This window comes from Erwinia aphidicola (assembly GCF_014773485.1).
GTDB classification, from domain to species: Bacteria; Pseudomonadota; Gammaproteobacteria; order Enterobacterales; family Enterobacteriaceae; genus Erwinia; species Erwinia aphidicola.
Genome location: NZ_JACXBP010000002.1, coordinates 635,594 through 656,352, shown reverse-complemented (window position 1 = coordinate 656,352; position 20,759 = coordinate 635,594). Strand labels below are relative to the sequence as shown.

Below are 20,759 nucleotides of genomic sequence, written 5' to 3'. Positions count from 1 at the left end.
GACCCCTGAAGGGACGTTGAAGACTACGACGTTGATAGGCCGGGTGTGTAAGCGCAGCGATGCGTTGAGCTAACCGGTACTAATGACCCGTGAGGCTTAACCTTACAACGCCAGAAGCGTTCTGGTGCGCGTTATGAGAGACGCAAAAGAGATTTTCAGCCTGTTTACCGGAATTAAGTCCGAAGTATTTTGCGCTGAGGCAAGGCGGCAAGCGAAGGAAAGGAGGGAGCATACTGAAGTATGTGACTGACTTTACGAGCGCGGCCAACGCAGCATCAGCACAAAAGACACAGGACAGAGCACAAAGAATTTGCCTGGCGGCTTTAGCGCGGTGGTCCCACCTGACCCCATGCCGAACTCAGAAGTGAAACGCCGTAGCGCCGATGGTAGTGTGGGGTCTCCCCATGCGAGAGTAGGGAACTGCCAGGCATCAAATAAAGCAATAACCCCGACCGAAAGGCCGGGGTTTTTTGCGTTTACAGGGCTGTTAAGCACGCCAGATCCCAAAGGCCAATCGTTGATCGACACGTGCTGCCTACTTACTGCGTAAGATCTTCACTAATCCATACATAATGATGAGATAACCCAGGCTCTGAGTGGGCTCTTCAGCAGTATTTTTCAATGCTTCGCTATAATGAATATTCGCAATTCCCTTCCAGACATAGCGGTTGCCAAACAGTCTGGACCACACCAGCACTAAAATAAGACCACAAATCAAGTAGTTATAATCGCCGAATCGGTGCAGCTCGACAAGATTTCTCAAAGTCTTCCTGATGCCTTGCTGAGCCGCCTGCCACAGATAACTCACTGATATTGCGATAGCCAGCCACGACCAGTGAAGCGCTCCGTTAAATAAATCGCGAATATTTTCCCGGTTCTCACGGATAAACATCGCAGCAAAAAGCCCTATAATCAGTAAGATCCCCCCGGACAGGTCTCTGTTATTATGTTTGATTTTATACAGCAGGATTATATTAATAATCAGAAAGACAGAGTGTGAGATGGCGGTTATTGAATGCTTATTAACCTCATTTTTGAAAATATAATTATCAGCCATTACAATCAGATATGGCACGCACATCATCATCGCCAGCGCGAGATATTCCTTTATTTTTTGCATATCATTGAACACATTATCTGTTTAGAAATGTGCAATCTAACAAAGCCAGGCAGCTCCCGACTTCCCTATTTTAGCTATTATTGACGCACACTGCGGGAACAACACTTTTAGTCCCCAAAGCCAGGCGTGATGAAACATTTTCAACTATTCGATGAATACTCGACATTCACGGCAGAGCGCGTTATCTTTGGCTGTCTGGATGTCTAAACGTATAAACGTATGTAGTGAGGAAGCAGGTTATGCCGATCAGGGTACCCGATGAATTACCAGCCGTGAATTTTCTGCGCAACGAGAACGTCTTTGTCATGACGTCCACGCGTGCCAGCACGCAGATGATCCGCCCGCTAAAAGTGCTGGTACTGAATCTGATGCCGAAGAAGATCGAAACCGAGAACCAGTTTCTGCGCCTGCTCTCCAACTCTCCCCTGCAAATTGATGTGCAGCTGCTGCGCATCGACAGCCGGGAATCACGTAATACCCCTTCGGAGCATCTGAATAATTTCTACTGTAATTTCGAAGATATTCAGCATGATAACTACGATGGATTGATCGTCACCGGCGCGCCGCTGGGACTGGTCGACTTTAATGATGTGGCTTACTGGCCGCAGATCCAGCAGGTACTGCACTGGGCGAAAGAACACGTCACTTCCACACTGTTCGTCTGTTGGGCGGTACAGGCGGCGTTAAACATTCTGTATGGCATTCCCAAGCAGACGCGGGAAAACAAGCTTTCAGGTGTGTTTGAGCACCAGATCCTGCATCCGCATGCGCTGCTCACGCGGGGCTTTGACGATACCTTCCTTGCGCCGCACTCACGCTATGCTGATTTCCCGGTGCAGCTACTGCGAGACTACACCGATCTGGAGATCTTCGCGGAATCGGAGCAGACCGGAGCCTATCTGTTTGCCAGCAAGGATAAGCGCCTGGCATTTGTCACCGGCCACCCCGAGTACGATGCCCTGACGCTTTCCGGCGAATATCATCGCGACTACGACGCTGGCCTGCAGCCGGAAGTACCATTCAACTACTTCCCCCATGACAACCCTGAGCTACCGCCGCGTGCCAGCTGGCGTAGCCATGGCAACCTGCTGTTCTCCAACTGGCTCAACTACTACGTTTACCAGATTACGCCATTCGACCTGCGCCATATGAACCCGACGCTCGAATAGTCGCGCTGAACGTAGAAAGCAAAGGGTGGATCCTCGATCCACCCTTTGGCATTTCCACAGCTGTAAACTCCTCCCCATCAAGCTTAATCCTGTCACCCGAGCTTACTCACATTTCCGATGAAAACACCTTCCTGTTATTGCGAGCTTTAATCTCTCTTTAAATCATCATGTTGAGATGAATTTTTAATTAAAATGGAAATAGTTTTTGATTTTAAATTTTAACTGATTATATTTTGATCCTGTAGCTTAAAGATTGTTCAGCGGCAGCACCCCGATCTCTCAGCCGACCACCGGTCGATGACAGGAGAATAAGATGACACAGCAGGTAATCAGCAGCGAACTGACCTTTCAGCGCGCATTTGGTCAGGCAGAACAACAGATCCTTACCGATTCCGCCGTCGATTTTCTGGCTGAACTGGTGGCACGCTTTACGCCGCGACGTCATGCACTACTGGCCGATCGCCAACGGGTGCAGCATAAAATCGATGGCGGAGTACTGCCGGGTTTTATTTCGGAAACTAATTCCATTAAAGATAAAGAGTGGAAGATCCGCGGTATCCCAGCCGATTTACAGAACCGCCGGGTAGAGATCACCGGCCCGGTTGAACGCAAGATGGTGATCAATGCGCTCAACGCCAACGTGAATGTCTTTATGGCGGATTTTGAGGATTCGCTGGCGCCCAGCTGGGAGAAGGTGATTGCCGGACAGATCAATCTACGCGATGCGGTAAACGGCACTATCAGCTACCGCAATGAAGCCGGGAAGATCTACCAGCTGAAGCCCGATCCCGCGGTATTGATCTGCCGCGTGCGCGGTCTGCACCTGCCGGAAAAACACGTTACCTGGCGTGATGAGGCGATCCCGGGCAGCCTGTTTGATTTCGCGCTCTACTTCTTTCACAACGTCGACACGCTGCTGGCAAAGGGCAGTGGCCCCTATTTCTACCTGCCAAAAACCCAGTCTTACCAGGAGGCGGCCTGGTGGAGTGACGTATTCAGCTACGCCGAAGATCGTTTCGATCTGCCACGCGGTACCATCAAAGCCACGCTGCTTATTGAAACGCTGCCGGCGGTATTCCAGATGGACGAGATCCTCTATCACCTGCGCGATCACATCGTCGGGCTAAACTGCGGTCGCTGGGATTACATCTTCAGCTATATCAAAACGCTGAAGAACTACCCGGATCGCGTCCTGCCGGATCGCCAGTCGCTCACGATGGATCAGGGGTTTCTCGATGCTTACTCACGACTGTTGATCAAAACCTGCCACCGGCGCGGCGCGTTTGCGATGGGTGGCATGGCGGCCTTTATCCCCAGCAAAGATGCCGAACGCAATCAGTGGGTGCTGGATAAAGTGCAGGCTGATAAGCAGCGTGAAGCCAGCAATGGGCATGACGGCACCTGGATTGCACATCCAGGCCTGGCCGACGCCGTGATGGAGATTTTCAATCAGGTACTGGGCGACCGCCCAAACCAGCTACAGGTAATGCGCGTGCAGGATGCCCCCGTTACCGCTGAGCAGCTGCTGGCCCCCTGCGACGGAGCGCGCACCGCGGCGGGCATGCGCGCCAATATTCGCGTGGCGGTGCAGTACATCGAAGCCTGGATTAGCGGCAACGGCTGCGTGCCAATTTACGGTCTGATGGAGGATGCTGCCACCGCTGAGATCTCGCGTACCTCAATCTGGCAGTGGATCCACCATCGCAAAACCCTGCAAAGCGGAGAAGTGGTAACCGAAGCACTGTTCCGCCAGATGCTGACTGAAGAGACGCAGGTTATTCGCCAGGAGCTGGGCGACACGCGCTATGACAACGGGCGCTTTAACGAAGCCGCCGCGCTGATGGAGCGCATTACCACCGAACCCGAACTGGTGGAGTTTCTGACTCTGCCCGGCTACCGCTTACTCCCCTGAACCCTGACAAGGAGCACCACAATGACTTCTCGTATCCAACAGATTCAGCAGATAGAACAAACCTGGCGTGAAGCTCGCTGGGACGGCATTACCCGCCCCTACAGCGCGGCGGAAGTGGTTAAGCTGCGCGGCTCGGTCAACCCGGTCTGTACCCTGGCCGAAAACGGTGCGCACCGGCTCTGGAAACTGCTTAACGGCGGAGCGCAGAAAGGTTACGTCAACAGCCTGGGCGCCCTGACCGGTGGGCAGGCGCTGCAGCAGGCGAAAGCGGGGATTGAGGCTATTTACTTATCCGGCTGGCAGGTCGCGGCCGATGCTAATCTCGCAGCCAGCATGTACCCGGACCAGTCGCTGTACCCGGCCAACTCGGTGCCGTCGGTGGTGGAACGGATCAACAACACGTTCCAGCGTGCCGATCAGATCCAGTGGTCGAGCGAGATTGAGCCGGGCGACCCGCGCCATGTTGACTACTTCCTGCCGATTGTCGCGGATGCCGAAGCCGGATTTGGCGGCGTGCTGAATGCATTTGAACTGATGAAGTCGATGATCCAGGCTGGAGCCGCCGGCGTGCATTTTGAGGATCAGCTGGCCTCGGTGAAGAAGTGCGGACATATGGGTGGCAAAGTGCTGGTGCCAACCCAGGAAGCGATTCAGAAACTGGTGGCGGCGCGGCTGGCGGCGGATGTGATGGGTGTGCCAACGGTGCTGATTGCGCGTACCGATGCCGACGCAGCAGACCTGATCACCTCCGACTGCGACGAATATGACCGTGCATTTATCAGCGGTGAGCGCACCCCGGAGGGCTTTTTCCGCACCCATGCCGGAGTCGAACAGGCGATCAGCCGCGGGCTGGCCTACGCACCTTATGCCGACGTGATCTGGTGTGAAACCTCGAAGCCGGACCTGGAGCAGGCGCGCCGTTTCGCCGACGCGATACACGCCCGCTTCCCCTGCAAGCTGCTGGCATACAACTGTTCACCGTCATTTAACTGGAAAAAGAATCTCGACGACGACACCATCGCCCGCTTCCAGCAGGCACTGTCTGAAATGGGCTACAAATATCAGTTCATCACCCTGGCAGGGATCCACAGCATGTGGTTCAACATGTTCGACCTCGCGCAGGCGTATGCGCAGGGGGAGGGGATGCGCCACTACGTAGAGAAAGTGCAGCAGCCGGAGTTTGCCGCTATCAAGCAGGGTTACACTTTCTCTTCGCATCAGCAGGAGGTCGGCACCGGCTACTTTGACCATGTCACCACCATTATTCAGGGTGGGGTGTCATCCGTCACGGCATTGACCGGTTCGACGGAAGAAGATCAGTTTTAGCCACAACGCTTCAGGTTTCTCAACAGGGACGGGCATGCCCGTCCCTTCCTGAATCCAGCGCCGGAGGCACACCATGGCCACACTCGAAACCCTGATTGCCCGCACCATCCTGCAGGGATTTGACGCGCAGTATGGTCGCTTTCTTGAGGTTACCGCCGGGGCGCAGCAGCGCTTTGAACAGGCCGACTGGCTGGCGGTGCAGCAGGCGATGAAAGCGCGTATTCACCTCTACGACCATCACGTCGGCCTGGTGGTGGAACAGCTGCGCTGCATCACCGCCTCACAGGCCGACGACCGCGATTTTCTCCAGCGGGTGAAGGCGATCTATACCGATCTGCTGCCGGACTATCCGCGCTTTGAGATTGCCGAAAGCTTTTTTAACTCCGTCTACTGTCGGCTGTTCAGCCACCAGGCATTGACGCCGGAGCGGCTATTTATCTTCAGCTCGCAGCCCGAACGGCGCTTTCGTACCATTCCGCGGCCGCTGGCCAGGGAGTTCAGCGCGACGGCCGGCTGGCCGCCGCTGCTGAGCCGTCTGCTGCACGACCTGCCGCTGCGCCTGCCCTGGCAGGATCTGGCGCGCGATATCGGCTTTATCACGGCGCACCTGCACGAACAGTTCAGTGCGGAGGCGCTACAGCAGGCAACGCTACAGGTGGCTAACGAACTGTTTTATCGCAACAAAGCGGCCTGGCTGGTGGCTAAATTGCGCACCCCTTGCGGCATCTGCGCCTTTCTGCTGCCAATCCACCGCAGCGATGAGGGCGAGCTGTTTATCGATACCTGCCTGACCAGCAACCGTGAGGCGAGTATCGTGTTTGGCTTCGCCCGCTCCTATTTTATGGTTTATGCCCCACTGCCGGCGGCGCTGGTCGAATGGCTGCGCGAGATCCTTCCCGGCAAAACCACCGCCGAGCTGTATATGGCGATTGGCTGCCAGAAGCATGGCAAGACTGAGAGCTATCGCGAATACCTCAGCTATATGACGCAAACCCGCGAACAGTTTGTTATCGCGCCCGGCGTACCGGGCCTGGTGATGCTGGTATTTACCCTGCCGGGCTTCGATCGGGTATTTAAGGTGATCAAAGACCGCTTTGCGCCGCAGAAAGAGGTCACGCCGGAGCGGGTGCGCGCGTGCTACCAGCTGGTCAAGGAGCATGACCGCGTGGGCAGAATGGCCGACACCCAGGAGTTTGAGAACTTCGCGATCGAGCAGCAGCGGCTTAGCCCACAGCTGCTGGCACTGCTGCAGCGCGAGGTGCCGGAGAAACTCCACTATCAGGGCGAGCAGCTGGTCATCAGCCATCTGTATATGGAGCGCCGCATGACGCCGCTCAATATGTGGCTGGAGCAGGCTAATCCGCAGCAGCGGCGCGAGGCAATCGAGGAGTACGGCAACGCGGTAAAGCAGCTGGCGGCGGCCAACATCTTCCCCGGCGATATGCTGTATAAAAATTTCGGCATCACCCGCCACGGGCGCGTGGTGTTCTATGACTACGATGAAATCAGTTACATGACCGAAGTGAATTTTCGCGACATCCCGCCGCCGCGCTACCCGGAGGATGAGCTGAGCCACGAGCCGTGGTACAGCGTGTCGCCGGAGGATGTGTTCCCGGAGGAGTTTCGTCACTATCTGTGTGCCGACCCGGCAATCGCCAGGCTGTTCGATGAGATGCACAGTGAACTGTTTCGCGCCGGGTACTGGCGCGAGCTGCAGCAGCGCATCCGCAATGGCCATATCGAAGATGTGTTTGCTTATCGTCGGCGTCAGCGCTTTTGCCAGCGCTATACCCTTCATACCCTTTGATGCCGCTCCCATTATTTTGGCTATAAATGAGGTTAGCGCCCACCGCCATATTCGCGGGTGATCTCTTTGGCGGCTTTAATCGCCAGCGCACCCAGCTCGGTCACGCGGTCATCGGTAATACGCGAGATTGGGCCGGAGATGGAGATCGCCGCAAACGGTTCGTGGTGCTCATCATAAATGCAGGCGGCCACGCAGCGCAGCCCCAGCGCATGCTCCTCATCGTCGAACGAATAGCCGGTTTTGCGCACCAGCGCGAGATTATCCTTCAGGCTCTGCGGCGACATCAGGGTTTTCGGCGTGTAATAGTGCAGCCCCTTGCGATGCAGCAGTTCCGTTACCTGCTTGTCGTTCAGATTGGCCAGAAACGCTTTACCTGCCCCGGAGGCGTGCATCGGTAGCTTGCCGCCGATCGGTGCCGACATACGCATCAGCTGGGTACACTGCACCTGGTCGATAATCACCGCCTGATGATCGCTGAGGTCCAGTACCGCCAGATTCACCGTCTCTCCCGACTCTTCCATCAGCGAACGCAACATCGGATGCACCAGCGCCAGCAGGTTGCGGCTCTGCAAGAAGCTGCTGCCGATTACAAACGCGTGCGCGCCAATGGTCCATAGCCCTAAGTCGCCCACCTGACGCACAAATCCCTGCTGCTGCATGGTCGTCAACAGACGATGGGTGGTGGAGTTGGGTAAGCCGGCCTGCTGCGCCAGTTCGGTCAGCGCCACGCTGCCGTGCGATTCAGCAATGAATTCCAGCAGCTTAAGGCCGCGGGTTAATGACTGGACCTGCCCGGCAGGTGCGGCGGGAGCAGCGGCGGCAGCGCGGGGTTTCTTTCCGCGTTTTGCCGCGACGGGGGTGGCCATACCTGACTCCTTAGTTGTTATGGTTATGGAAATCATTTTCGTTGCATACCCGCCATACTTCCAGCTTTTTCTGGCTTTATTAGCGGTTGAAGAACTCTCATATCGCATAACTTTTACCCGCGCAAAAGTTGTGCCAGTATGGCGTGTTGGCGTTGGTGCCTGCGAGTGAAGTGGAAGGGGAAGTGCTGTGAGTAACCGGATTGAAGCGCTGCATCAGCAGCTGAAAAAACGCATTATGCTGCTTGATGGCGGTATGGGCACCATGATCCAGAGCTACAGGCTGGAAGAAGAAGATTATCGCGGTGCGCGTTTCGCCGACTGGCCGAGCGATCTCAAGGGCAACAACGACCTGCTGGTGCTCACCCAACCGGATATAATTAGCGAAATTCACAACGGCTATCTGGCTGCAGGCGCGGATATCCTCGAAACCAACACGTTCAACTCCACCACCATCGCGATGGCCGACTACCATATGGAGTCGCTGTCAGCAGAAATTAACTACGCCGCCGCAAAGCTGGCGCGCGCCTGCGCCGATGAATGGTGTGCTAAAACGCCGGATCGCCCGCGCTATGTTGCCGGTGTGTTAGGGCCTACTAACCGTACCTGCTCCATTTCTCCTGATGTTAACGACCCAGCCTTTCGAAACGTCACCTTTAATCAGCTGGTGGAAGCCTACCGTGAATCGACGCGTGCGCTGGTGGAAGGCGGTTGCGATATCATCATGATCGAAACGGTGTTCGATACCCTGAACGCCAAAGCGGCGATCTTCGCCGTCAAAGAGGAGTTCGAAGCCCTCGGCATCGAGCTGCCGCTGATGATTTCCGGTACCATCACCGATGCCTCCGGGCGTACGCTCTCCGGCCAGACTACCGAAGCCTTCTATCACTCGCTGCGCCACGCCGAGCCGCTCTCGTTTGGCCTTAACTGTGCGCTTGGCCCGGATGAACTGCGCCAGTATGTGGCCGAGCTGTCGCGCATCGCCGAAAGCTATGTTACTGCTCATCCGAATGCAGGGCTGCCGAACGCCTTCGGCGAGTACGATCTTGATGCTGACATTATGGCCGAACAGATTGGTGAATGGGCGCGCTCCGGCTTCCTCAATATCGTCGGCGGCTGCTGCGGCACCACCCCGCAGCACATTGCGGCGATGGCGCAAGCTATCGACGGCGTCGCCCCGCGCCAGCTGCCGCAATTGCCAGTCGCCTGCCGCCTCTCCGGGCTGGAGCCGCTGACCATCAGCGCGGAAAGCCTGTTTGTGAACGTCGGCGAGCGTACCAACGTCACCGGTTCGGCGAAGTTTAAGCGCCTGATCAAAGAAGAAAAGTATAACGAAGCTCTGGAAGTCGCGCTGCAGCAGGTGCAGAGCGGTGCGCAGATCATCGATATCAATATGGATGAAGGGATGCTCGACGCCGAAGCGGCGATGGTGCGTTTCCTTAACCTGATCGCCGGCGAGCCGGATATCGCCCGCGTGCCGATCATGATCGACTCCTCCAAGTGGGAGGTGATCGAAAAAGGCCTGCAGTGCATTCAGGGCAAAGGGATTGTGAACTCCATCTCGATGAAAGAGGGGGTCGATCAGTTCCTGCGACATGCCCGCCTGGTGCGGCGCTACGGCGCGGCGATGGTGGTGATGGCCTTCGATGAAGTTGGCCAGGCAGACACCCGCGCGCGTAAAATCGAGATTTGCCGCCGCGCTTATCAGCTGCTGACTGAAGACGTGGGCTTCCCGCCGGAAGATATCATATTTGACCCAAATATCTTCGCCGTTGCCACCGGGATCGAAGAACATAACAACTACGCGATGGACTTTATCGGCGCCTGTGAAGATATCAAGCGCGAACTGCCGCATGCGATGATCTCTGGCGGCGTCTCCAACGTGTCGTTCTCCTTCCGCGGGAACGACCCGGTGCGCGAGGCGATCCACGCGGTGTTCCTCTATCACGCCATCCGCAACGGCATGGATATGGGCATCGTCAACGCCGGGCAGCTGGCAATCTATGACGATTTGCCAGGCGATCTGCGTGAAGCGGTGGAGGACGTTATTCAGAACCGCCGCGACGACGGCACCGAGCGCCTGCTCGACCTCGCCGAGAAATATCGCGGCAGCAAAGCGGAAGATGACAGTACTAAACCCCAGGCGGAATGGCGCAGTTGGGAAGTAGCGAAGCGCCTCGAATATTCGCTGGTGAAAGGCATTACCGAATTTATTGAGGAAGATACTGAAGCCGCACGTCAGCTGGCCGCTCGCCCGATTGAGGTGATTGAAGGGCCGCTGATGTCCGGCATGAATGTGGTCGGCGACCTGTTCGGCGAGGGCAAAATGTTCCTGCCGCAGGTGGTGAAATCTGCCCGCGTAATGAAGCAGGCGGTGGCTTACCTTGAACCCTATATCGAAGCCAGCAAAGCGAAGGGCAGCACCAACGGCAAAATCGTGCTGGCAACGGTGAAGGGCGACGTACACGACATCGGCAAGAATATCGTCGGCGTGGTGTTGCAGTGTAATAACTACGAAATAATCGATCTTGGCGTGATGGTGCCGAGCGACAAAATTCTGAAAACGGCCCGCGAGCACAACGCCGATATCATCGGGCTGTCCGGGCTGATCACCCCGTCGCTGGATGAGATGGTCAACGTGGCAAAAGAGATGGAACGCCAGGGCTTTACCCTGCCGCTGTTGATTGGCGGCGCGACCACCTCAAAAGCGCACACGGCGGTGAAAATCGAGCAGAACTACAGCGGACCAACGGTCTACGTGCAGAATGCTTCGCGCACCGTGGGCGTGGTGTCGGCGCTGCTGTCGGCGACGCAGCGCGAAGACTTTGTGGCCCGCACGCGCAAAGAGTATGACACGGTGCGTATTCAGCATGCGCGTAAGAAGCCGCGCACGCCGCCGGTGACGTTGCAGGCTGCGCGCGACAATGATTTTACCTTCGACTGGCAAAGTTATACACCCCCGCCAGCACACAGGATGGGTGTAAGCGAAGTAAGCGCTAACATCGAAGTGCTGCGTAACTACATCGACTGGACGCCATTCTTTATGACCTGGTCTCTGGCGGGCAAATATCCGCGCATTCTGGAAGATGAGGTGGTCGGCGAAGAGGCAAAACGCCTGTTCGCCGATGCCAATGCGATGCTCGACCAGCTCAGTCGCGATGGCGCGCTCAATCCGCGCGGCGTAGTGGGGATTTTCCCGGCTAACCGCGTGGGTGACGACATTGAAATCTACACTGATGAATCGCGTTCGCATATTTTGAAAGTGAGTCATCACTTACGCCAACAGACAGAAAAGACGGGCTTTGCTAACTACTGTCTCGCTGATTTCGTCGCACCAAAGTCCAGCGGTAAGGCCGACTACCTCGGCGCCTTTGCCGTGACCGGCGGGCTGGAAGAGGATGCACTGGCTGAAGCCTGGGATGCTAAGCATGACGACTACAATAAGATCATGGTGAAGGCGCTGGCAGACCGCCTGGCGGAAGGCTTTGCCGAATACCTGCATGAGCGGGTGCGTAAGGTCATCTGGGGCTTTGCCGCCACTGAAAACCTCAGCAACGAAGAGCTGATCCGCGAAAACTATCAGGGCATCCGTCCGGCACCGGGCTACCCCGCCTGTCCGGAGCACACCGAGAAAGCCACCATCTGGCAGCTGCTCGACGTGGAAACTCACACCGGCATGCAGCTCACCGAGTCATTCGCCATGTGGCCAGGTGCGGCGGTCTCTGGCTGGATTTTCAGCCACCCGGACAGTAAATATTTCGCCGTGGCTCAGCTGCAGCGTGACCAGATTGAAGACTACGCCAAACGCAAAGGCATGCCGGTCAGCGAAGTCGAACGCTGGCTGGCCCCGAACCTGGGATATGACGCGGATTGATCCCTCATGGGGGTGTACGCCCCCGCTCCGCGATCTCTGCGCTCTCAGGACGCTGAAGCTTTCGTACGTAATCTGGCGCGGAAAATGCCACTGTATGAGGACCAACTGATGACTATTGCTGAGCAGCTTGAACAGAAAGGCCTTGAGCAGGGTCTTAAAAAAGGTCTTAAAAAAGGTCTTGAGCAAGGTCTTGAGACTGGACGGCAGGAAGGAAAGCGTGAGGTCGCGCGTAATCTGATCCTGAAAGGCATGGAGATGCAATTAGTCAAAGAGCTGACCGGCCTCTCTGACCACGACCTGGCTCAAATCAGTCACTGAACCGCCTTCACTGATGAACCGTCATTCACGCCGCTGACGGTTCATCGCGCTTTATCGATGATTGGCCAGGACGTTATCCCACCTCGTTTACTGCCTGCTTCACCTCTACCGCAATATACAGCGCGTCATAACGCCAGTACTCGCAGTCGCAGTCGATAATCCGGTCGTGCTGGTCGCGGTTAACGCGGGTGATAAACAGTGCCGGACTGCCGGCGGCGACTTTCAGCGCCGGGGCGGCGAAGGCTGGCAGCGGGGCGGGCAGCATTGTGAAGCCGACACGGCCATAGCTGATGCCATACTCCTCCTGATACAGCTGGGTCAGCGAACGCGTCAGGTCAAAGCTCAGCAGCTGAGGAAAATAGCGCGGGTTGAGATAGTGTTCGACATACAGCACCGCCCGGCCATCAATGCGCCGCAGGCGACGAATGCGCACCACCTCTTCCCCCTCCTGCATCTCCAAACGCGTGGCTATCGTCGCGCTGACCGCCACATTTTGCGCATCCAGCACCTGGGTGGCAGCGACGCGCCCCTGGCGTTCGGCCATCGCGTGAAAGTGGCTGCGCAGCAGCGGGTCGTAGGCGAGGCGTGGCGGAGCGATAAACCAGCCGCGCCGCAGTTCGCGATAAATCATTCCCTCGGCTTCCAACTGCCCCAGCGCCTCACGCAGCGTGATGCGCGTGGTGGCGAACTGCTCGCTCAGCACGCGTTCGGCAGGCAGACGCCGACTGGCGGCATAATCCCCCTGACGGATCCTCGCCGCCAGTGTCCGGCTGATTACATCCACCGTTAATGATTTGGTCATCGTTAAGCCTCAATTTGGTGCGAAACTGCACAATAATCGCACCACCGGGGGCGCAAGCCTAAGGACACAGCCTGGCAGGAGAGGGTGGACTAGTCCACAGCCCACGGGCGCTGTCATAAAACATTCATCCCACCAGGCTAGATTGGCTCGCATCTTGCTGGACTAGTCCAGAAGGCCACCCCCCATTATTCGGAGCATCAACCATGAAATCTTTGTTCGCATCCGTATTAGCCAGTGCCATCGTCCTGTCATTACCGGCCAGCAGCTGGGCTGCCAATACCGCCGCGCTGGAAAAAGCCGCGCAGGCGGAAGGCCAGGTTAACAGCGTTGGCATGCCTGACAGCTGGGCTAACTGGAAAGGCACCTGGGAAGATATCAGCAGCAAATATGGTATCAAGCACAGTGATACGGATATGTCCTCCGCTCAGGAGATTGCCAAGTTCGCCGCGGAGAAAAATAACGCGAGTGCGGATATCGGCGATGTCGGTGCGGCTTTCGGGCCGGTCGCCGTGCAGAAAGGGGTGACGCAGCCCTACAAACCCACCACCTGGGATCAGATCCCGGACTGGGCGAAAGACAAAGATGGCCATTGGGCGCTGGCCTATACCGGCACCATCGCCTTTATCATCAATAAAGACCAGGTCAAAGATATCCCCCACAGCTGGGCCGACCTGAAGAAAGGCAAATATGTGGTGACCATCGGCGACGTCGGCATTGCGGCACAGGCGGCCAACGGCGTGCTGGCTGCCAGCTACGCGATGGGCGGCAACGAGAAGAACCTGAAACCCGCGCTGGATTTCTTTAGCGAGCTGGCAAAAGAGGGGCGGCTTGGCGTAACCGATCCGGTGATTGCCAACATCGAGAAGGGGGAGATTCAGGTCGCCGTGGTGTGGGACTTCAACGGTCTGAACTACCGCGACCAGATTGACCCGAAACGCTTTGAAGTGGTGATCCCGTCCGATGGCTCTATCACCTCCGGCTACACCACCATCATCAACAAATATGCCAAACACCCGAACGCCGCCAAACTGGCGCGTGAATATATCTTCTCCGACGCCGGGCAGATTAACCTCGCACGCGGCTATGCCCGCCCAATTCGCGCAGAACACCTGAAACTGCCAGCGGACGTGCAGGCCAAAATGCTGCCGGATGCGGAATACAAAAATGCGCATCCTATCGCCGACACCGCCGCGTGGGATAAAGCGGCAAAACAGCTGCCGCGACTGTGGCAGGAAAGCGTCATCATCAACATGAAGCAATAAGGCAACGTGATGAAAACCATTCTGGTGGTGCTGGACGGCCTGAATTTTCAGGTGGCGCAACACGCGATGGGCTATTTGCAGGCGGAGTGCGCTCAGGGCCACGGGCAGCGCTACCGGATGATCTGCGAGCTGCCTTCGCTCTCGCGCCCGCTGTATGAGTGCATCCTCACCGGCATCACGCCGGTGAACAGCGGCATTATTCACAACGGCGTCAGCCGCCTCAGCAACCAGCGCAGCGTGTTCCACTATGCGCGGGCGGCGGGGCTGACCACGGCTGCAGCGGCCTATCACTGGGTCAGCGAGCTGTATAACCGCACGCCGTTTTCTGCGGCGCGCGACCGTCACACTGAAGCGCCCGAGCTGCCGATCCAGTTCGGGCACTTCTACTCTGATGATGGCTACCCGGACTCGCATCTGTTTGAAGATGCCGAGAGCCTGCGGCTGCGCTATCAGCCGGACTTTTTGCTGATCCACCCGATGAATATCGACGATGCCGGGCACCAGCACGGCTTCTCCTCTGCGCAATACCGCAACCGGGCGCGCATGGCCGACGGCTATCTGTCGCACTGGATGCCGGCCTGGCTGCAGCAGGGTTATCAGGTGATTGTCACCGCCGATCACGGTATGAACGACGATCGCAGCCATGGCGGAATATTGCCGGAAGAGACTCACGTCCCGCTGTTTGTCTTCGGCAGCGCTTTTTCGATGAATGCGGACGCCGTGCCGCAGCAAACCGAACTGTGCGGCACAATCTGCCAGATCCTCGGCGTTGAGCACGATAAACCCTACTGCGCCGCCCTGCTGGAACCCACGCTATGAGGGGGAAATGGCTCGCGCTGCTGTGCCTGCTGCCGTTTGCGCTATTCTTTATCGCCTTTCAAATTGCGCCGCTGGTGTGGATCGCCATCAACAGCTTCTACAGCGATATCAACGAGGCCTGGGGATGGGCCAACTACAGCGATATCCTCACCTCGCCGTTTTACCAGCAGGCGATCCGTTTCTCGCTCAATATCTCGTTCTGGTCGAGCGTGTACGGCCTGGCTATCGCGCTGTTCGGCGGCTACTCGCTGCACCAGCTCGGCGGCGGCAGGCTGCACCGTTTTCTGATGTCATTTACCAATATGACCAGCAACTTTGCCGGCGTGCCGCTGGCGTTTGCCTTCGTGATCCTGCTGGGGCTAAACGGCTGCCTGACGCTGCTGATGGGTAAATACGACATCATGCAGGGCTTCAAGCTCTACTCCAGCGACGGGCTGATTGTGGTGTATACCTGGTTCCAGATCCCGCTTGGCATTCTGCTGCTTTACCCGGCGTTCGACAGCCTGAAGAGGGACTGGCAGGAGTCGGCGGCGCTGCTTGGCGCCAGCCGCGCGCGCTACTGGTGGCATATCGGCCTGCCGATCCTGATGCCCGCGCTGATCGGCACCTTTGTCATTCTGCTGGCCAACGCGCTGGGCGCTTACGCCACGATCTACGCGTTGACCACCGGCAACTTTAACGTCATTCCGGTGCGGATAGCCGCGCTGGTTTCCGGCGACATTTCGCTCGACCCCAACCTCGGCAGCGCGCTGGCGATGCTGCTGGTGGTGCTGATGTCGCTGATCACCGTGATCCACCAGTGGCTGGTGCGTAAGAGCTACCAGCACGTCCGGCAGGGGAGCTGACTATGTCGCGCAGTGAATACCTATATCATCGGGTGGTCGTCTGGCTGGTATTTGCCATTCTGGCCCTGCCGCTGCTGGCGACGTTGCTGTATGCGCTGGCAACCCGCTGGGGCGCAACCATTGTGCCTGATGGCTTTACCTTAAAGTGGCTGATCCAGCTGTGGAGCGACCCGCGCTTTCTGACGGCGCTCTGGCATTCGCTACTGATCTGCTTCGGCTCGCTGCTGCTCTCGCTGCTGCTGGTGCTGCCGACGATGTTTGTGATTGCTTACTACTTTCCAAAACTCGATGCGGTGATGAACATCCTGATCCTGCTGCCGTTCGCCATTCCACCGGTGGTCTCTTCGGTCGGGCTGCTGCAGCTCTACTCCGCGCCGCCGCTGATGCTAACCGGTACGCCGTGGATCCTGCTGGGCTGCTACTTCACCATCGCGCTGCCGTTTATCTACCGCGCCATCGCCAACAATATGCAGGCGATTAACCTGCGCGAGCTGATCGACGCCGCACATCTGCTCGGTGCCAGCACCTGGCAGGCGGCGCTGCTGGTGGTACTGCCGAATCTGCGCAAAGGCGCGACCATCGCGGTGCTGCTCTCCTTCTCCTTCCTGATCGGCGAGTTTGTCTTCGCTAATCTGCTGGTCGGCACCCGGTTTGAAACCTTGCAGGTGTATCTCTACAACGTGCGCAACAGCAGCGGCCACTTCAGCAGCGCGCTGGTGATCTCCTACTTCTTTGTTGTCCTGCTGGTGACCTGGCTGGCGAATACCCTGAACCGTGAAAGAGGCTGAGCATGACGTATCTGAGCGTTACCCAACTGAATAAAAGCTACGGTCCAACCCCCATCTTTCAGGATATTGAGTTCAGCGCCAGCGAGGGGGAGTTCGTCACGCTGCTCGGCCCAAGCGGCTGCGGCAAATCGACGCTGCTGCGCTGCCTGGCGGGGCTGACTTCGGTCGACAGCGGGCAGATTATCCTGCAGGGGCAGGACATTGTGCCGCTGGCACCGCAGCAGCGCACCATTGGCATGGTGTTTCAGAGCTACGCGCTGTTTCCGAATATGACGGTGGAGCGCAACGTGGCGTTTGGCCTGAAAATGCAGAAGCTGGGCGGGGCGGAGATCCAGCGGCGGGTGGCGGAGGTGCTTGAGCTGGTGGAGCTTAATGACTACGCAAAACGCTACCCGCATCAGCTCTCCGGCGGCCAGTGTCAGCGCGTGGCGCTGGCGCGATCGCTGGTGACGCGCCCGCGCCTGCTGCTGCTGGATGAGCCGCTGTCGGCACTGGACGCGCGTATCCGCCGCCATCTGCGCGATCAGATCCGCCGTATCCAGAAAGAGCTGAATCTCACCACGCTGTTTGTCACTCACGATCAGGAAGAGGCGCTGACGCTGTCAGACCGCATCGTGCTGATGAACAAAGGCAAAATCGTACAGAACGGCAGCGCCGAGTCGCTGTATACCCAGCCGGTGAATCTGTTTGCCGCCGGGTTTATCGGTAACTACAACCTGCTGACGCCGGAACAGGCAACGCGCCTGACCGGGTTTGGCTTCAACAGCCAGGTGGCGATCCGCCCTGAGTCGCTGCTGTTCTGCGCGCAGCAAGAGGGGATCCCAGCGGAAATCCTCAGCCACAGCCTACTGGGCAACGTTATCCGCTACCGGGTGAAAGCGCGCGATGTTGAGCTGATGGTGGATGTGCTGAACCGCTCGGTGGACGATCTGCACCCGGCGGGCTCTATCATCGGCCTGCAGCTGGATAAGAAAACCTTGCGTGAAGTGGCGTGATATCACGCTGATTAAAAAGATTTTTTTAACAATACCGACTAAACTTATTGCCATCAGGCGCAGCGCACATAGCCGCTGCGTAAGAATCCTATTTCTTATGGTATGAGGTTCTTATCGGTGTTAACCCTGCTTAATCTTCTTTCTGCCGTGGCGCTGCTGGTGTGGGGAACCCATATTGTCCGCACCGGTATTATGCGCGTTTACGGTGCCGATCTGCGCCGGGTTCTGAGCCGCAGCGTGGCGAAAAAACCGATGGCGTTCCTTGCCGGAATTGGCGTCACCGCGCTGGTACAGAGCAGTAATGCCACCACCATGCTGGTTACGTCGTTTGTCGCGCAGGAGCTGGTCGGGCTAACGCCTGCGCTGGTGATTATCCTGGGTGCTGATGTGGGTACGGCGCTGATGGCGCGTATTCTGACCTTTGATCTCTCCTGGCTGTCGCCGCTATTTATCTTCTTTGGCGTGGTGTTTTTCCTCGGGCGCAAGCAGACCCGCGCCGGTCAGCTGGGGCGAGCCAGCATCGGGCTGGGGCTGATCCTGCTGGCGCTGCAGCTGATTGTTGCCGCCGCCACGCCGATCACCCAGGCGGCTGGCGTGAAGGTGCTGTTTTCCTCACTGACCGGCGACGTGATGCTCGACTCGCTGATCGGCGCGCTGTTCGCCATTATCAGCTACTCCAGCCTGGCTGCGGTGCTGCTGACCGCGACGCTGACCGCCACCGGGGTGATCTCCTTTAAGGTGGCGCTGTGCCTGGTGATCGGGGCGAACCTCGGCAGCGGCCTGCTGGCGATGCTGAATAACAGTGCGTCGAACGCCGCCGGAAAGCGCGTGGCGCTGGGCAGCCTGCTGTTTAAATTTATTGGCTCACTGCTGGTGCTGCCGTTTATCGATCCGCTGGCGGCGCTGCTGGAAAAGCTGCCGGTCAACGACGAAGAGCTTGTCATCTTCTTCCACGTTTTTTACAACCTGATCCGCTGCATCATTATGGTGCCGTTTGCCGAACCGATGGCCGGGCTGTGCAAGCGGCTGATTGGGGACGATACCGAAACCGACCTGCGCCTGAAGCCGCGCCATCTTGATCCCGGCTCGCTCGATACCCCGGCGCTGGCGCTGGCGAATGCCGCGCGTGAAACCCTGCGCATGGGCGATGTGCTGGAGCAGATGCTCACCACCTTCAGCAAGGTGGTACATGGCGAACTGCGCGAAGACCGCGAAATCCGTAAGCTGGATGACGATGTTGACGTGCTGTACACCGCCATCAAGCTCTACCTGGCACAGATGCCGAAGGAAGATCTCCCGGAAGAGGATTCACGGCGCTGGGCGGAAACGATTGAGATGGCGCTGAACCTGGAAATGGCGGGCGATATTCTGGAGCGCATGAGTGGTGACGTGGCTGATAAATCGCTGGCAGCGCGCCGGGCGTTTTCGCAGGAGGGCATGAAAGAGCTGGATGCGCAGCTGGAGCTGTTAACTAACAATTTGCGCCTCAGCCTGTCGGTGTTTTTATCGCGTGATATCACCAGTGCCAGGCGCCTGCGCCGCTCGAAGCACCGTTTCCGCATCACCAACCGCCGCTATTCGCACTCGCATGTCGATCGCCTGCATCAGCATAACGTTCAGAGTATCGAAACCAGCTCGCTGCACCTCGGCCTGCTGGGCGACATGAAGCGCCTGAACTCACTGTTCTGCGCGGTGGCCTACAGCGTGCTGGAACAGCCGGATGATGATAAAGATGAGGATTGAGTGAGGTTGACCGCAACGGGTCGGGCATGCCCGACCCCTACGTCATTTTGCCGGTGTTGGTACGGGTCGGGCATGCCCGATCCCTGCGTCGTTTTGCCGGTGTTGGTAGGGGTCAGGCATGCCTGACCCGCAGTCATAGCCGCAGCCACACCGGTGCAGGCAGGTTACTTTTTCTTAATCGGCTTACCGGACCAGTAACCGGCCAGCAGCGAACCGGACAGGTTGTGCCACACCGAGAACAGCGCACCCGGCAGGGCGGCGAGCGGGGAGAAGTACAGCTTGCCGAGCGTTGCCGCCAGGCCGGAGTTCTGCATCCCCACTTCCAGCGCCAGCGTGCGGCAGGTAGATTCGTCGAAGCCAAACAGCTTGCCGCCCCAGTAACCGCCCAGCAGTCCAATCGCGTTATGCAGGATCACCGCGACAATCACCACCAGGCCAACGGAACCGATAAAGCCCTGGCTGCCTGCCACCACCGCGCTGATGATCAGCAAAATACACACCATCGAAAATGCCGGCAGATACGGCTCGACGCGCTTTACCACGCCGTTCAGGGTGTGATGGATAATCAAGCCAAGGCCGATCGGCACCACCACAATTTTCACAATGCTCAGCAGCATGCCGACGACATCGACCTGAATATGGGTATCAACGTACAGCTTGGTCAGCAGCGGGGTGGCAAATACGCCAACCAGCGCGGAGACGGAAGAGATGGTCACTGACAGCGCGACATCACCCTTAGCCAGATAGATCATCACGTTCGATGCGGTGCCGCTGGCGACGCTGCCGACCAGAATCATGCCGGCGGAGAGGTCCGGCGGCATATTGAACAGCTTAGCCAGGCCCCACGCGGCCAGCGGCATCACCAGATAATGCAGAAATGTCCCGGCAATCACCGGCGCCGGACGGGTCAGCACGCGCTTAAAGTCATCGATGTTCAGCGTCACGCCCATGCCGAACATAATCAGCATCAGCAGGTAGGTGACGTATGGGCCAATCCCGGTAAAGGTGGTGGGGGTGTAATATGCGGCGACAGAGAGCAGGACTGCCCAGAGGGGAAACAGTCGGGTAATGGTGGCGAGCATAGCCGGAAATCCTTATTAGCGTTGTTGATTAAGC

Annotated in this window: 16 protein-coding genes and 2 rRNA genes; 14 read left to right on the top strand and 4 right to left on the bottom strand. The window is 57.6% G+C overall.

Going from position 1 to position 20,759, the window contains the following annotated elements; translation table 11 throughout:
• Both ID864_RS07425 and rrf read left to right on the top strand, forming a co-directional pair.
• Positions 1-104, top strand: a 23S ribosomal RNA gene (locus ID864_RS07425); the annotation flags it as partial.
• 209 nt (positions 105-313) lie between these two features.
• A 5S ribosomal RNA gene (rrf, locus tag ID864_RS07420) occupies positions 314-429 on the top strand.
• Between the two features lie 106 nt (positions 430-535).
• Here rrf and ID864_RS07415 read toward each other — a convergent pair.
• On the bottom strand, positions 536-1,120 hold the full coding sequence (locus ID864_RS07415) for a hypothetical protein (RefSeq protein ID WP_191149637.1): 585 nt from the start codon (positions 1,118-1,120) through the stop codon (positions 536-538).
• 239 nt (positions 1,121-1,359) lie between these two features.
• Here ID864_RS07415 and metA point away from each other — a divergent pair, with 239 nt between their 5' ends.
• From metA to aceK, 4 genes are all read left to right on the top strand, one after another.
• Positions 1,360-2,289 carry a homoserine O-acetyltransferase MetA gene (metA, locus tag ID864_RS07410; protein ID WP_048917609.1) on the top strand — a complete coding sequence of 310 codons (930 nt, stop codon included), beginning with the start codon at positions 1,360-1,362 and terminating at the stop codon, positions 2,287-2,289.
• 313 nt (positions 2,290-2,602) lie between these two features.
• A complete protein-coding gene (gene aceB / locus ID864_RS07405; protein WP_191149636.1) occupies positions 2,603-4,201 on the top strand; it encodes a malate synthase A in 1,599 nt (532 codons plus the stop codon).
• A 21-nt stretch (positions 4,202-4,222) separates the two neighbouring features.
• Positions 4,223-5,527 (top strand): isocitrate lyase, encoded by a 1,305-nt coding sequence (aceA, locus tag ID864_RS07400; RefSeq protein WP_191149635.1) that lies wholly within the window; start codon positions 4,223-4,225, stop codon positions 5,525-5,527.
• Between the two features lie 73 nt (positions 5,528-5,600).
• Complete coding sequence (gene aceK, locus ID864_RS07395; protein ID WP_191149634.1) at positions 5,601-7,334, top strand: bifunctional isocitrate dehydrogenase kinase/phosphatase; 1,734 nt, start codon at positions 5,601-5,603, stop codon at positions 7,332-7,334.
• A 32-nt stretch (positions 7,335-7,366) separates the two neighbouring features.
• On the opposite strand, the gene iclR is transcribed toward aceK, so the two are convergent.
• Complete coding sequence (iclR, locus tag ID864_RS07390; protein ID WP_048917605.1) at positions 7,367-8,200, bottom strand: glyoxylate bypass operon transcriptional repressor IclR; 834 nt, start codon at positions 8,198-8,200, stop codon at positions 7,367-7,369.
• Between the two features lie 187 nt (positions 8,201-8,387).
• Here iclR and metH point away from each other — a divergent pair, with 187 nt between their 5' ends.
• Both metH and ID864_RS07380 read left to right on the top strand, forming a co-directional pair.
• The gene (gene metH, locus ID864_RS07385) at positions 8,388-12,071 is read left to right on the top strand and encodes a methionine synthase (protein ID WP_099754962.1); all 3,684 of its coding nucleotides are present in this window, start codon (positions 8,388-8,390) and stop codon (positions 12,069-12,071) included.
• Between the two features lie 108 nt (positions 12,072-12,179).
• Positions 12,180-12,389: an RpnC/YadD family protein gene (locus tag ID864_RS07380; protein WP_191149633.1), complete on the top strand. Its 210-nt coding sequence runs from the start codon at positions 12,180-12,182 to the stop codon at positions 12,387-12,389.
• A gap of 73 nt (positions 12,390-12,462) precedes the next feature.
• On the opposite strand, the gene ID864_RS07375 is transcribed toward ID864_RS07380, so the two are convergent.
• Positions 12,463-13,191: a UTRA domain-containing protein gene (locus tag ID864_RS07375; RefSeq protein WP_191149632.1), complete on the bottom strand. Its 729-nt coding sequence runs from the start codon at positions 13,189-13,191 to the stop codon at positions 12,463-12,465.
• Between the two features lie 203 nt (positions 13,192-13,394).
• On the opposite strand from ID864_RS07375, the gene ID864_RS07370 reads away from it, so the two are divergent.
• The 6 genes from ID864_RS07370 to ID864_RS07345 all read left to right on the top strand — a co-directional run bounded on the left by ID864_RS07370 (position 13,395) and on the right by ID864_RS07345 (position 19,643).
• Complete coding sequence (locus ID864_RS07370) at positions 13,395-14,453, top strand: ABC transporter substrate-binding protein (protein ID WP_191149631.1); 1,059 nt, start codon at positions 13,395-13,397, stop codon at positions 14,451-14,453.
• 9 nt (positions 14,454-14,462) lie between these two features.
• Positions 14,463-15,272: an alkaline phosphatase family protein gene (locus tag ID864_RS07365; RefSeq protein WP_048917600.1), complete on the top strand. Its 810-nt coding sequence runs from the start codon at positions 14,463-14,465 to the stop codon at positions 15,270-15,272.
• On the top strand, positions 15,269-16,117 hold the full coding sequence (locus ID864_RS07360; protein ID WP_048917599.1) for an ABC transporter permease: 849 nt from the start codon (positions 15,269-15,271) through the stop codon (positions 16,115-16,117). Before ID864_RS07365 ends, ID864_RS07360 begins: the two co-directional genes overlap by 4 nt.
• Positions 16,118-16,119: 2 nt before the next feature.
• A complete protein-coding gene (locus ID864_RS07355) occupies positions 16,120-16,905 on the top strand; it encodes an ABC transporter permease (protein WP_048917598.1) in 786 nt (261 codons plus the stop codon).
• A gap of 2 nt (positions 16,906-16,907) precedes the next feature.
• Entirely contained in the window at positions 16,908-17,900 is a 993-nt protein-coding gene (locus tag ID864_RS07350) for an ABC transporter ATP-binding protein (RefSeq protein WP_048917597.1), read from the top strand.
• A gap of 117 nt (positions 17,901-18,017) precedes the next feature.
• On the top strand, positions 18,018-19,643 hold the full coding sequence (locus ID864_RS07345; RefSeq protein ID WP_048917596.1) for a Na/Pi cotransporter family protein: 1,626 nt from the start codon (positions 18,018-18,020) through the stop codon (positions 19,641-19,643).
• A 164-nt stretch (positions 19,644-19,807) separates the two neighbouring features.
• Here the strand turns inward: ID864_RS07345 and panS are convergent, their stop codons facing one another.
• Positions 19,808-20,725 (bottom strand): ketopantoate/pantoate/pantothenate transporter PanS, encoded by a 918-nt coding sequence (gene panS / locus ID864_RS07340; RefSeq protein ID WP_048917595.1) that lies wholly within the window; start codon positions 20,723-20,725, stop codon positions 19,808-19,810.
• Positions 20,726-20,759 lie beyond the last annotated feature (34 nt).

What these genes read in the sequence shown, in the direction of transcription:
- ID864_RS07415 (WP_191149637.1), bottom strand. Translation starts at nt 1,120, where the DNA reads ATGCAAAAAATAAAGGAATATCTCGCGCTGGCGATGATGATGTGCGTG.
- metA (WP_048917609.1), top strand. Translation starts at nt 1,360, where the DNA reads ATGCCGATCAGGGTACCCGATGAATTACCAGCCGTGAATTTTCTGCGC.
- aceB (WP_191149636.1), top strand. Translation starts at nt 2,603, where the DNA reads ATGACACAGCAGGTAATCAGCAGCGAACTGACCTTTCAGCGCGCATTT.
- aceA (WP_191149635.1), top strand. Translation starts at nt 4,223, where the DNA reads ATGACTTCTCGTATCCAACAGATTCAGCAGATAGAACAAACCTGGCGT.
- aceK (WP_191149634.1), top strand. Translation starts at nt 5,601, where the DNA reads ATGGCCACACTCGAAACCCTGATTGCCCGCACCATCCTGCAGGGATTT.
- iclR (WP_048917605.1), bottom strand. Translation starts at nt 8,200, where the DNA reads ATGGCCACCCCCGTCGCGGCAAAACGCGGAAAGAAACCCCGCGCTGCC.
- ID864_RS07380 (WP_191149633.1), top strand. Translation starts at nt 12,180, where the DNA reads ATGACTATTGCTGAGCAGCTTGAACAGAAAGGCCTTGAGCAGGGTCTT.
- ID864_RS07375 (WP_191149632.1), bottom strand. Translation starts at nt 13,191, where the DNA reads ATGACCAAATCATTAACGGTGGATGTAATCAGCCGGACACTGGCGGCG.
- ID864_RS07370 (WP_191149631.1), top strand. Translation starts at nt 13,395, where the DNA reads ATGAAATCTTTGTTCGCATCCGTATTAGCCAGTGCCATCGTCCTGTCA.
- ID864_RS07365 (WP_048917600.1), top strand. Translation starts at nt 14,463, where the DNA reads ATGAAAACCATTCTGGTGGTGCTGGACGGCCTGAATTTTCAGGTGGCG.
- ID864_RS07360 (WP_048917599.1), top strand. Translation starts at nt 15,269, where the DNA reads ATGAGGGGGAAATGGCTCGCGCTGCTGTGCCTGCTGCCGTTTGCGCTA.
- ID864_RS07355 (WP_048917598.1), top strand. Translation starts at nt 16,120, where the DNA reads ATGTCGCGCAGTGAATACCTATATCATCGGGTGGTCGTCTGGCTGGTA.
- ID864_RS07350 (WP_048917597.1), top strand. Translation starts at nt 16,908, where the DNA reads ATGACGTATCTGAGCGTTACCCAACTGAATAAAAGCTACGGTCCAACC.
- panS (WP_048917595.1), bottom strand. Translation starts at nt 20,725, where the DNA reads ATGCTCGCCACCATTACCCGACTGTTTCCCCTCTGGGCAGTCCTGCTC.